This window comes from Allobosea sp. P2_B12 (assembly GCF_056404835.1).
This window is the reverse complement of the sequence record NZ_JBFUDG010000013.1, coordinates 45,854-58,080: the sequence shown is the minus strand read 5'-3', so window position 1 is coordinate 58,080 and position 12,227 is coordinate 45,854. Positions and strand designations below refer to the sequence as shown.

Sequence of the window (12,227 nt, the reverse complement as noted above, 5' to 3'; positions counted from 1 at the left end):
CTAGACCGGGATCGCGCGCGAGGGAACAGGGATCGTGGCGGAACGAGCCGACGATCATCCCCTCCCCGTCATGGTCGGCCTTGTCCCGACCATCCACGTCTTCCTTCGGCGAATGCGGTGGTCGAGCCGTGGATGCCCGGCACAAGGCCGAGCATGACGGCGGAGCCTTACAGAGAAGGTTGGACTACTCGCTCGCCGCGTCAGCCGCGTCGTCGGCCGCCTTCTTCGCCAGGCGCTTCTTCTCGACATGGCGCACCGAGAACACCGAGAGCTCGTAGAGCAGCAGCATCGGCACGGCGAGCATGAGCTGCGAGATCACGTCGGGCGGAGTCAGCACGGCGGCGATCACGAAGACGAAGACGATGGCGTAACGGCGCTTGTCCTTCAGGAACGCCGAATCAATGATGCCCGCCTGGCCGAGCAGGGTCAGGATCACCGGCAGCTGGAACGAGATGCCGAAGGCGAAGATCAGCGTCATGATCAGCGAGAGATATTCGCTGACCTTGGCCACGAGAACGATGCTCGCCTGCGTCTCGGTCCCGACCTGCTGCATGCCGAGCGAGAACTTCATCAGCACCGGCATGGCGAAGAAGAACACCAAGGCAGCGCCGGCAACGAAGAAGATCGGCGTCGCAGCGAGATAGGGCGCAAATGCCGCCCGCTCGTTCTTGTACAGCCCCGGCGCGACGAATTTGTAGATCTGCGTCGCAATCACGGGGAAGGCAAAGAAGCCCGCGCCGAAGGCCGCGATCTTGATATGCGTGAACAATAGTTCGAGCGGCGCGGTATACTGCAACGGCGCGTTCGTGCCGGACCCGGCCGCCCAGATATAGGGCTGCAGCAGAAGATTGTAGATCTGCGTCGAGAACGCGTAGCAGATGAAGAACATCACCAGAAAGGCGATCAGCGACTTGATCAGCCGGGCGCGCAATTCGATCAGATGGTCGATCAGCGGGGCGCGCGAGGCTTCGATCTCGTCCTCGCCGTCGCGTGGATTGGCGACGCTCATGCCGCGCTCCCTTCACCCGGTTCGGCGGCTGCGGTCTTGCGCTTGCGCGGCGCCTTGGCCGGCGCGGGCTCGGGCAGCGATGCGGGTTCGGCGGCGACCTCGACGGGGGCCGCCTTGCGGGCACGCTTCGGCTTGGCCTCGGGCGACGGCTCGGCAGGCGCCGTAATGTCGCCCGGCGTAATCTCGACCGGCGGCAGCGGCTCGGGCGCGGGAATCGCGGCGAGCTTGGCCTCGGCCTCCTTCAGCGCGGCATCGTCGAGCCCGCTCGAAGCCGGCATCTCGATCGGCTTGAAGTCGGTATTCAGCGAACTGGACACGGAGCCGCCGATATCCTCGACCTCCTTCTTCAGGTCGTGGAGTTCGGCCTCGCGCATCGCATCGTTGAACTGGCCCTGGAACTCCGAGGCCATGCGGCGAATCTTGCCGACGGCCTGGCCGACGGTGCGCATGGCTTTCGGCAGATCCTTGGGGCCGATCACGACGAGCGCGACCGCCCCGATCAGCATGAATTCGCTCCAGGCGATGTCGAACATCGACGGCTCGTCCTCTCAGCCTTTCACGAAGGCTTGCTCTCGCCAGTAGCGAGCGGCTCGGCCTCAGGCCTTGGTCTCGGCCTTGGCCGGAGCGGGATTGGTGGCCTGCGCGTCGATGATCTTGGGATCGACGGGGGTCGAGGCGCTCGGCGGCGGCGGGGTGTCGTCCTCCGCCATGCCCTTCTTGAACGACTTGATGCCCTTGGCAACGTCGCCCATCAGCTCGGAAACCTTGCCGCGCCCGAACAGCAGCATCACGATGACGCCGACGACGATCCAGTGCCAGATACTGACGCCACCCATGGCGAACTCCCTCAATTCAAGTGTTGCCGGGGGATTGCGACCCCGGATCAAGCTGTTGCGGCGGAACCTATGTGTACCCCGCAGGGAACACAAGAACTTCGTCGGTGGGAATATCGAGCCCGACATCGTCGCCCTCGGCGATCGCGCCCGCCAGCGAGGCGCGCACCGAGAGCAGCCGCTCGAAGCCGTCGACCGCGATCAAGAGATGGTCGACCTCGCCGAGGAAGCGCCGGCTCACCACCCGGCCCGGCAGGCAGAAACCGTTCGGTACGATCCGGATCGCATGGGGCCTGATGCAGGCCACCGCCTCGGCACCCTCAGCCATCCCCTTCGCCGGGAAGCGCCCGAACGGCGTCTCCACCGCGCCGCGCAAGACCGTCCCGGGAACCTCCGTAAAATCGCAGAAGAATCGGGCGGCAAAGAGACTGCCGGGCTTGCGGTAAAGCTCCTCGCCGGTGCCGATCTGGACGATCTCACCGGCCCGCATCAGCACGATCCGGTCGGCGATGCGCATCGCGTCCTCGGGGTCATGCGTCACGATGATCGAGGTCGCGCCGGTTTCCTGCAGGAGAGCTGCGGTCTCGTCGCGGACGACGTCGCGCAGGCGCCGGTCGAGATTGGAGAACGGCTCGTCCATCAAGAGCACGCCGGGGCGCGGCGCCACGGCGCGCGCCAGCGCGACCCGCTGCTGCTCGCCGCCCGAGAGCATATGCGGATAGGATTCGGCGAGATCGGCCAGGCCAACGCGGGCGATGGCCCGCAGTGCCGTCGCGTCGATGGAGGCCTCGCTCTCGCTGCGGCGGCTCAGCCCGAAGCGGACATTCTCGCGCACCGTCAGGTGCGGAAACAGCGCGTAGTCCTGAAAGACCAGGCCGACGCCGCGCTGCTCCGGCTCGACAAACGAGCCCTGCGACGAGACGTCCCGGCCCTCCAGCAGCACCCGCCCGGCACTCGGCCGCTCGACGCCGGCCGCCAGCCGCAGCAGGGTCGTCTTGCCGCAGCCCGACTGGCCGAGCAGGGCGACGATCTCGCCGGGCTCGATCGCAAGCGAGACGTCCTTCAGCGCCGTGACCTCGCCGAAGCGCTGGGTGACGTCCTCAAAACCCAGCGCCATCGGGATGGCGGCGCCTGCCGTGCCGCGTCGGCCCCAGCTCAACCAGCGCGATTTGGTCTCGTTGACGGCCAAGGAATGCTCCGAACTTGCAAAAGCCTCCGCCGTCATCCTGGGCGACCGCAGGTCGTCCCGGGATCCATCATAGGGCGCGACATCGCCCTATGATGGATCCCGGATCTGCGCGGCTGCGCCGCTTGTCCAGGATGACGGTGGCGGAAACGGCGTGAAACCGCCCCGCCCTACTCGCCCGCCCCATGCGGCCCACCGTCGCCGTCGTCAAGCGGCGTGAACAGGTCGCCGAGCGGATCCTCATCGGCGCGCAGGTCCGGATCGTCGTCGGGAACCGGCACGGCGAGGTCGCGCGTCAGCCGTCCCTCGATGAAGCCCGAGCCCTTCAATTCCTCCAGACCAGGCAGATCGTCGATCCGGTCGAGCCCGAAATGATCGAGAAAGCCGGGCGTCGTGCCGAAGGTCACGGGACGCCCGGGCGAGCGGCGCCGGCCGCGCAGCCGCACCCAGCCGGCCTCCAGCAAAATGTCGAGCGTACCCTTGGCGGTGGCGACGCCGCGGATCTCCTCGATCTCGGCCCGCGTCACCGGCTGGTGATAGGCGATGATCGCCAGCACCTCGAGCGCCGCCCGCGACAATTTGCGCGGCGGCTCGGCCTCGGCCGCCAGGAGATAGCCGAGGTCGGGCGCGGTGCGGAAGGCGTAGCCCCCGGCGAGCTGGCGCAGATTGACCCCGCGCGGCTCATAGAGCGCGACCAGCCGCGCCAGCACCTGATCAATGGCGATGCCCGACGGCACCGAATGCGCCAGCACCTCGGCCGACAGCGGCGTGGCGGAGGCAAACAGCAGCGCCTCGACGACGCGGGTCGCCTGCGCGAAGGCCTCGGCCCCGCCGCCATCTTCGTCCTCGTCGAAAGGCTCCGTCATCGCGACCGTCATGAGGCATCCCGGCTGGCCAGCGGCAGCACCGGCGGGCGGGCCGAGCGGCGGCGCAGATAGAGCGGCGCGAAGGCGTCGTCCTGGCGCAGATCGAGCACGCCTTCCTTGACCATCTCCAGCATCGCAGACAGCGCCGAGGCCCGCACCGTCGCCGCCATCTCCCGCGCGGGCAGGCCGTGCGACGACATGTAGCGGGTCAGATAAGGGTCGATCTCGGTCCAGTCGCCGGCCTCGCCGACCAGCCGCTGCAGCGCCTCGCGCGCCTCGACCAGCGACCAGACCACACGCTGGCCCACCGAGATATGGCCCTGCACCCGCTTCTGGCGCTGCTGCGCATAGGCCGAGAGCAGGTCGTAGAGTTCCGCCTCCCAGACCGGCCGGGCGCCGGCGACGATTGCTTCCGGCGCGCCTCGCGCGAAGACGTCCTGTCCCAGCCGCTCGCGCGAGGCGAGCTTGCGCGCCGCCGCCCGGATCGCCTCCAGCCGGCGCAGGCGCAAGGCGAGAGCCGTTGCGAGATCGGCCGCGCTCGGCTCCTCGCCCTTGGGCGGTTCCGGCAGCAAAAGCCGCGATTTGAGATAGGCCAGCCAGGCCGCCATCACGAGATAGTCGGCCGCGAGTTCCAGCCGCAGCGCCCGCGCCTGCTCGACGAAGACGAGATACTGCTCGGCCAGCGCCAGGATCGAGATCCGGTGCAGATCGACCTTCTGCCGCCTTGCGAGATCGAGCAGCAGGTCGAGCGGCCCTTCATAGCCGTCGACATCGACGAGCAGCGCCGGCTCGTCGTCCCGGCGCGGGCCGTCATCCTCGAATGGCAGTTGCGCCGCCATGGATGGCCGCCCCCTCTCGCTCACGCGAAAGACGCGTGAGCGCCGCAGGTTCGACGGTTCAGGCGCTCAAGGCAAGCGCGCTCGCGAGCTGCGCCCGCGCGCTGTCCACATCCAGCGGCTCAGGCCCGTGCCGGATGCGCGCCAGCGCCATTGCGGCGCGGCGGGCGCGGTGGCCTTTCATCTCCGGCACGGCGCCGGCAATCGCCACCATCTCGTCCATGATGCCATGGCAGTGAAGCACGACATCGACGCCAGCCCGGATCGCCGCACTCGCCTTCTGCGCGAAGCCGCCCGACAGCGCCTTCATCGAGATGTCATCGGTCATGATCAGCCCGTCATAGCCGAGTTCGCCGCGCATGATCTCCTGCACGACCTTGCGCGACACCGTCGCCGGGTTCTTCGCGTCGAGCGCCGTGAAGACGACATGCGCCGTCATCGCCATCGGCATATCGGCGAGATGTCGGAAGGGCCGGAAGTCATGGGCCCGAAGCTCGTCCAGCGAGGCCTCGACCACGGGCAAATGGTGATGGCTGTCGGCCCGCGCGCGGCCATGTCCGGGCATATGCTTGATCACCGGCAGCACGCCGCCGGCCATCAGCCCTTCCGCGGCCGCGCGCCCGAGCCGCGCCACCATGTCGGGCTCATGGGCATAGGCACGGTCGCCGATGACGTCGTGGCTGCCGGCGACGGGCACGTCGAGCACGGGCAGGCAGTCGACATCGATGCCCACAGTCTTGAGGTCATGCGCCATCAGCCGCGCCGAGAGCCGCACGATCTCGCGCTGCTGCACGGGATCGTTGATCCCAAGGAAAGCGCGGGCGGGCGGATATTTCGGCCAGTGCGGCGGCGCCATGCGCTGGACCCGGCCGCCCTCCTGATCGATCAGGATCGGCGCGTGCCAACCGACTGTCTCGCGCATCTGCGCCGTCAGGGCGGCAATCTGCTCTGGGTCCTGCGTGTTGCGCCGAAACAGGATGAAACCCCAGGGCCGCGCGTCCCTGAAGAAGGCGCGCTCGTCTTGGGTCAGGCTCGTGCCGAGGCAGCCGGCGATGAAGGCGCGTGAGGTCATGGCTCAGGGGTAGGAAGGCGAAGGATGACGGTCAAGCCTCTACCGTCATCCTGGCCGGAGCGAAGCGGAGCGCCGGGATGACGGCGCAGGGTGTCAAAACCCGTCCGCCGTCAGCCCTAAGTATCCTCAGCGCATCTGCGCCGACATCTGGGCGTTGAAGGCGTCGAAAGGCAGCTCGGCGATGCGGAACCAGAGCTGTTCCTTCTTCCAGTAGGGCAGGAAGGAATCGTAGAAGGTCTTGAAGTTCGGGTTCGAGGCGGCAAGCTCCGCATACATCGCGAAGGCCTCCTTGAACGCCGCCAGCATGACCTCCTGCGGGAAGGGCCGCAGCTCGGCGCCGGTGCCGGCCAGACGCACGAGAGCGTCGGGATTGCCGTGGTCGTATTTGGCGACGCACAGCGCGTTCGCCTCGGCGCAAGCGGCTTCCACGATGGCCTTGTAGGAGGCTGGCAGCGCGTTCCACTTCTCGAGGTTCACCAGGAAGGAGACGTTGGCATTACCCTCCCAGAAGCCGGGATAGTAATAGTACTTCGCGACCTTCTGGAAGCCGAGCTTCTCGTCGTCGAGCGGACCGGAGAACTCGACCGCATCGAGCGTGCCGCGCTCCAGCGCCGGATAGATGTCGCCGCCGGCGATCTGCTGCGGCACGACGCCGAGCTTGGCCATGATCTGCCCGCCCATGCCGGCGATGCGCATTTTCAGGCCCTTCAGATCCTCCAGCGACTTGATCTCCTTGCGGAACCAGCCGCCCATTTGCGCGCCCGTATTGCCCGACGGGATGGTGTGGATGTTGAATTTCTGCATGAAGGCACGGCAGAGCTCGAGCCCGCCGCCGGAATAGAGCCAGGCGTTCTGCTGGCGGGTGTTGAAGCCGAAGGGCAGCGAGGTCTCGAAGGCGAAGGCGGGGTCCTTGCCAATATAGAAGCTCGACAGGGTGTGGCTGCATTCCACCGTGCCGTTCTGCACGGCGTCGAGGGCCTGGAGGCCCGGCACGATCTCGCCCGGCGCGAAGACCTGGATCTGGAAATTGCCGTCGGTCGCCTCTGCGACGCGCTTGGCGACCTGGGTCGACAGGCCAAACAGCGTGTCCAGGCTCTTCGGATAGCTCGAGGTGAGGCGCCAGGAGATCTTGGGCTGGCCTTGCGCGATCGCGGGCGCGGCGATCAGGGCGCTGCCGGCGGCGCCTGTGGCGGCGGTCTTGACGAAATTGCGACGATCCATGGTGTCCTCCTGGTCCTTTACGGTCTTCGGCCGTGGCTTCGCGAGATATCCTGCGAGATGCCTGAACGACTCTGCCGCGGCGCTCATCGCATGAAACCGGACCGGCAACCATCGACCGTCTCGCCGGGAGGCATTGCACCAAACGCCAACTAAAAACCGGCGACGCAGGGCGCCGCCGGTTCGTAGGTCACGAGGTGATCGCGATGCGGGCGGCTGGCGCTGCCCGTATCAGTTCTTCGGTGTCAGTTCTTGGCGATGAAGCACTGCCCGCCGGCGGACTGCAGCGCGGTGCACATCGTCGTCGCGTCCTCGCGAGAATACGGCCCGACACGGAGGCGGAACACCGTCTTGCCACCGGCAAGTTCGGTCTTGCGCACGATCGGCGGCTGGCCGCCGAGCTGCTCGGGATATTTGCGCTGGAGCGCGGCGAAGGTTGCACGCGCCTCCGATTCGCTGCCGGGAGCGCCGAGCTGCACCACGAAATCGCCGGTTCCGCTGCGAATGCCGGCGGTCGAGGGTGCCGGAGCGGCAGGCGTCTGCGCGGCCGGAGCGGAGGCGATGCGCATCGGAGCAGAAGGCGTCGTCGCCGGAGCCGGCGTCGCGGCGCGCTCTTGAACCTTTGCGGGCTCGGGAGCCTTGGCCGGCTCCTGTACCTGGACATTGTTCGGGCGCGGGCGGGGCTGGGTGGTCGCCGTCGTGGTCGTCGGGTCGGCCGGAACGATCGCGCTCGGCCGGGCCGGCGGCGCCGAACCCGTGGACAGCGGCGCCGCGGCTGCCGTGTAGGTCGTCGGGCTGTTTGCGGCCGGCGCAGGCGTGCCGTCGGGCCGGATCGAGACGGTGCGGACCCGGCGCGGCTCGCCCAGGCCCGGCACCGGCGGCACCGGCGTCAGGGCGGGTTCGGACGGGACCAGATCACGTATGGCAGCAGCCGGCGCCTGCGACAGCGCATTGGCCGCGGGCGTCGTGGCGACGCCCGAGCCCGGCCCCGGCAGCACGACGCGCGCCGGCAGCGAGCGCGCCGCCTGCTGCACGTCGACGGGCTGCTCCTCGCGGCTGACGACCTTGGTCTGCCCGACCGGCGCGTCGCCGGGACGCTCATAGATCTGCTTGTTCTGATTGGGGATATCGGCACCGCCGGGATTGACCGGCTCGACCTTGGTCGGCCCGTTGGCGGCGCTGATGGTCGGCGGCTGTCCGTCCGAGCGCGTGGTCGTGCCGCGCAGCGACATCGCGGCACCGACGCCGACGACACCGACCACGATCAGGGCCGCAGCAGCATAGAGCCCCTTGCGCGAGCGGCGCGGCTCCAGATCCGGCATCTCGTCTTCCGCCGGCAGGGCAGCATGCTGCTGCGCGTCATATGCGCCCTGCTGCTCGTGATACGGATAGGGCTCGCGCTCCTCGTCGAGGTCGCGCGGTGCCGGGGCCAACCCCTGCACGGCGGCGGGGCGCGCATAGGCCTGCGGCGCAGGCTGGTCGAAGCTTTCACCCTCATGCCCGTACTGTTGGGCCGCATAGTCTTGGGCCACGTAGTCCTGAGCGGCGTAGTCCTGGCCGAAGCGCGGCTCGGTCCGCGCCGGCGCTGCCTCGGCGGGCACGGAGGCTGGCCGCACTGCATCGGTACGGCGCAGCAGCGCCTCGAATTCGTCGAGGGCGCCACGCAGCTCGGCCGGCGGCGACGACTGCTCGGCGGCCGCCTGCAGTTGCTGGACCGGATCGAAAGACGGCTCCTGACGCGGCGGCTCTTGACGCGACGGCTCCTGCTGGCGCGATTGCACCTGCGCCTGAGCCTGCCACGAAGCGGGCACCCGCTGGGGCGCGGCGGCTTGGCCGCGATGGCCGAAGATGTCCTTCAGCGGATCGCCCTGATCGACGATACGCGTCAGCTCGGCCAGCGGATCGGCCGCCTGTCCTGACTTGGGCGCCTGTCCGGCACTGCGAAGCTGGCGCTCGAGATCTTCGAGATCGAGGGCGAAACGGTTTCTAGCTGGCTCACTCATGGCATGATCCATTCCAGCGCAGACCGGCAACACGGATGGAACGCCCAACGCGCCGCGCGGTCAATCTGACCTTGTGCGCACTGAGGGCCAGGTGGCCATCAGCGCATCTCGTCCGGCGCCGCAACTCCAGCGACGGCCAGACCGGAAGCAAGGACGCTGCGCACAGCATGCACAAACGCCAACCTCGCCAAAGTCGACTCTCGATCAGTTTGATTAACGAACCGTAATTGCGGCGAGTCTTTGCCCTTGTTCCAGAGCGAATGGAACGCGCTTGCCAGCTCATGCACGAAGAAGGCCACGCGATGTGGCTCATGGGCGGCGGCCGCGCCTTCGATGATGCGCGGATAGGACGCGATCAACTTGACGATACCCAATTCCGCCTCGTCGGTGAGGCGGGCGAGGTCGGCCCGCGCCAGCGCAGCGGGCGCAAGGTCGAGATCGGGAAACACCTCACGCGCCTGCCGGAAGATCGAGGCGCAGCGCGCATGCGCGTACTGGACATAGAAGACCGGGTTGTCCTTCGACTGCTCGACGACCTTGGCAAGATCGAAGTCCAAGGTCGCGTCGTTCTTGCGGAAGATCATCATGAAGCGCACCGCATCGCGGCCGACCTCGTCGATGACTTCGCGCAGCGTGACGAAATCGCCCGAGCGCTTCGACATCTTCACCGGCTCGCCATTGCGCAGGAGCTTGACGAGCTGGCAGAGCTTGACGTCGAGCGCGCCCTTCTCATGGGTCACGGCCTTCACCGCCGCCTGCATGCGCTTGACGTAGCCGCCATGGTCGGCGCCCCAGACGTCGATCATCTGGTCGAAGCCACGGGTGAACTTCGAGCGGTGATAGGCGATGTCGTTGGCGAAATAAGTGTAGCTGCCATCCGACTTCAGCAGCGGCCGGTCGACATCGTCGCCGAATCGCGTGGCTCGGAACAGAGTCTGCTCGCGATCCTCCCAGTCCTCGTCCTTTTGGCCTTTGGGCGGCGGCAGGCGGCCTTCATAGACCAGGTCGCGGGCGCGCAGATCGTCGATCGTCTCGGCCACCGCATCGCGGTTGCCGTCCTGCGCCTGCAGCGAGCGCTCCGAAAAGAAGGTCTCGTGGACGACGCCGAGCGCGGACAGATCCTCGCGGATCATCGCCATCATGCCGTCGATCGCGACGGTCCGCACCACCGGCAGCCATTCCGCCTCGGCTCTGTTCAGCAGCGCGTCGCCATGGGTCCTGGCCAGCGTCTGCCCGACCGAAACCAGATAGTCGCCGGGATAAAGGCCCTCGGGAATGGTGATCGTCTCGCCCAGCGCCTCGCGGTAGCGCAGGAAGGCCGAGCGGGCGAGCACGTCGACCTGCGCACCGGCATCGTTGATGTAGTATTCCCGCGTCACGGCATGGCCGGCGAAGGCGAGGATGTTGGCGAGCGAATCGCCGAACACCGCGCCGCGGCCATGGCCGACATGCATCGGCCCGGTGGGGTTGGCCGAGACATATTCGACATTGATCTTCGGCTCGGGCTTGGCTGCACCGCGCCCGTAATCGGCGCCGCGCTCGACGGCGTCCTTCAGGATCGCGGTGAAGACGGCCGGCTGCAGCGTCAGGTTGATGAAGCCGGGCCCGGCGATCTCGGCCTTGACGATTGCGGCGTCCTTGACGAGTTCCTCGACCAGCAGCGCGGCCAGCGCGCGCGGATTGGTGCCGGCCTCCTTGGCCAGCACCATCGCGGCGTTGGTCGCAAGGTCGCCATGGGCGGGGTCGCGCGTCGGCTCGACCACGACGCGCCCGAGATCGAGCCCGGCAGGCAGGGCGCCACGCTCGGCGAGCTGCCAAAGCGCGGCGTTGACGCGGGCGGAATAGGTCTCGAACAGGTTCATGGCGGCCAATATCTGCTGCAAAAGGCAGGTTCTGGAAGATCGGGAGAGCCCGGCCCTATCGCAGCGTGGGGGTCGCGTCAAACAGGCGGCGGTGCTCGTCGAGCGCGTACCAGTCGGTCATCCCGGCGATATAGTCGGCGATGCGACGCGCCCGGCGATGCGCGTCGAGGCTGCCGCAGCCCGCCGCCCAGTCGGGAGGCATCAGGTCCGGATCGGCGCTGAAGCGCCCGAACAGGTCGGCCACCACCTGCGCAGCCTCCGCGCGGATCGGCGCGATCCGGGCATGGCGATACATGTTGGGATAGAGGAAGGCCTTGATCTCGCGATCTGCTGTCTCGATTGCCGCGGGAAAGGCGATGACGGGGGCGCCCGCCCGCCTGATCGCATCAGCGTCAGTCGGCGCCAAATCCGCGAGTCGCACCTGCGATTCCCCGATCACACCCTCGACGAAGCGCGTGATCACCCGCCGCACCAACTCGTTGGTGGCGCGCGACGTCTCCAGCCCGGGATGCAACGCCTCGATCTCGTCGAGCAATTCCGCCAGGAAGGGCACCGCGCGCAGATCGGACAGGCCAAACAGCCCTGCCCGCAAGCCGTCATCGATGTCATGGGCGTTGTAGGCGATGTCGTCGGCAAGCGCGGCGGCCTGCGCTTCGGCGGAGGCGTAGCTGTCGAGCCAGAGATCCTGCCGCGCCTGATACTCGACGATCGCCGCCGGAATGCCGGTCGCAGCATAGCGTTCGGTCGGCATCCCATCGGCGAAGAGCAGCGGCCCGTTGTGCTTGACCAGGCCCTCCAGCGTCTCCCAGGTCAGATTCAGACCGTCGAAGCCGGCATAGCGCCGCTCCAGCCGGGTCACGATCCGCAGCGTCTGGGCGTTGTGATCGAAGCCGCCGAAGCCCGCCATGCAGGCATCGAGCGCGTCCTCGCCGGTATGGCCGAAGGGCGTGTGGCCGAGATCATGGGCCAGCGCCAGCGCCTCGGCCAGATCCTCGTCGAGCCCGAGCGCCCGCGCCAGCGCGCGGGCGATCTGCGCGACCTCGATCGTATGCGTCAGCCGCGTGCGGAAATGGTCGCCCTCATGCGAGACGAAGACCTGCGTCTTGTGCTTCAGGCGGCGGAAGGCGGTCGAATGGATGATGCGGTCGCGGTCGCGCTGGAACGGGTTGCGCGTTGGCGAGGCAGGCTCGGCGACCAGCCGGCCGCGGCTCGTTGCGGTGCGGCAGGCGTAAGGAGCCCGCCAGCGATCGCCCGGCTCGCGCCCGCCTTCGGCGTCGTGTCGATGCGGCATGGCTGATCCGTTGCCGGCCCCTGCTTGTCGGAGCGCTGCGCTGCCATTACC

Annotated in this window: 11 protein-coding genes; all 11 read right to left on the bottom strand. The window is 67.9% G+C overall.

Going from position 1 to position 12,227, the window contains the following annotated elements:
* Nucleotides 1-184: 184 nt before the first annotated feature.
* A complete protein-coding gene (gene tatC / locus AC1DYU_RS22970) occupies nt 185-1,009 on the bottom strand; it encodes a twin-arginine translocase subunit TatC (protein ID WP_158487374.1) in 825 nt (274 codons plus the stop codon).
* Nucleotides 1,006-1,542 carry a Sec-independent protein translocase protein TatB gene (gene tatB / locus AC1DYU_RS22965; protein ID WP_476793662.1) on the bottom strand — a complete coding sequence of 179 codons (537 nt, stop codon included), beginning with the start codon at nt 1,540-1,542 and terminating at the stop codon, nt 1,006-1,008. The genes tatC and tatB overlap by 4 nt, the downstream gene beginning before the upstream one ends.
* Before the next feature lie 63 nt (nt 1,543-1,605).
* The gene (locus tag AC1DYU_RS22960) at nt 1,606-1,845 is read right to left on the bottom strand and encodes a twin-arginine translocase TatA/TatE family subunit (protein ID WP_476793661.1); all 240 of its coding nucleotides are present in this window, start codon (nt 1,843-1,845) and stop codon (nt 1,606-1,608) included.
* A gap of 67 nt (nt 1,846-1,912) precedes the next feature.
* A complete protein-coding gene (locus AC1DYU_RS22955; RefSeq protein WP_476793717.1) occupies nt 1,913-2,959 on the bottom strand; it encodes an ABC transporter ATP-binding protein in 1,047 nt (348 codons plus the stop codon).
* Between the two features lie 239 nt (nt 2,960-3,198).
* Complete coding sequence (gene scpB / locus AC1DYU_RS22950) at nt 3,199-3,906, bottom strand: SMC-Scp complex subunit ScpB (protein ID WP_476793660.1); 708 nt, start codon at nt 3,904-3,906, stop codon at nt 3,199-3,201.
* Nucleotides 3,903-4,733, bottom strand: coding sequence for a segregation and condensation protein A (locus tag AC1DYU_RS22945; RefSeq protein ID WP_158487370.1), 831 nt, complete (start codon nt 4,731-4,733; stop codon nt 3,903-3,905). The genes scpB and AC1DYU_RS22945 overlap by 4 nt, the downstream gene beginning before the upstream one ends.
* Nucleotides 4,734-4,791: 58 nt before the next feature.
* Nucleotides 4,792-5,802: a beta-N-acetylhexosaminidase gene (nagZ, locus tag AC1DYU_RS22940; RefSeq protein WP_476793659.1), complete on the bottom strand. Its 1,011-nt coding sequence runs from the start codon at nt 5,800-5,802 to the stop codon at nt 4,792-4,794.
* Nucleotides 5,803-5,928: 126 nt separating this feature from the next.
* Nucleotides 5,929-7,023: a TRAP transporter substrate-binding protein gene (locus AC1DYU_RS22935; RefSeq protein WP_476793658.1), complete on the bottom strand. Its 1,095-nt coding sequence runs from the start codon at nt 7,021-7,023 to the stop codon at nt 5,929-5,931.
* A gap of 242 nt (nt 7,024-7,265) precedes the next feature.
* A complete protein-coding gene (locus AC1DYU_RS22930) occupies nt 7,266-9,023 on the bottom strand; it encodes an SPOR domain-containing protein (RefSeq protein WP_476793657.1) in 1,758 nt (585 codons plus the stop codon).
* Between the two features lie 98 nt (nt 9,024-9,121).
* The gene (argS, locus tag AC1DYU_RS22925) at nt 9,122-10,885 is read right to left on the bottom strand and encodes an arginine--tRNA ligase (protein ID WP_476793656.1); all 1,764 of its coding nucleotides are present in this window, start codon (nt 10,883-10,885) and stop codon (nt 9,122-9,124) included.
* 55 nt (nt 10,886-10,940) lie between these two features.
* Complete coding sequence (locus AC1DYU_RS22920; RefSeq protein ID WP_476793655.1) at nt 10,941-12,176, bottom strand: deoxyguanosinetriphosphate triphosphohydrolase; 1,236 nt, start codon at nt 12,174-12,176, stop codon at nt 10,941-10,943.
* Between the last annotated feature and the right edge of the window lie 51 nt (nt 12,177-12,227).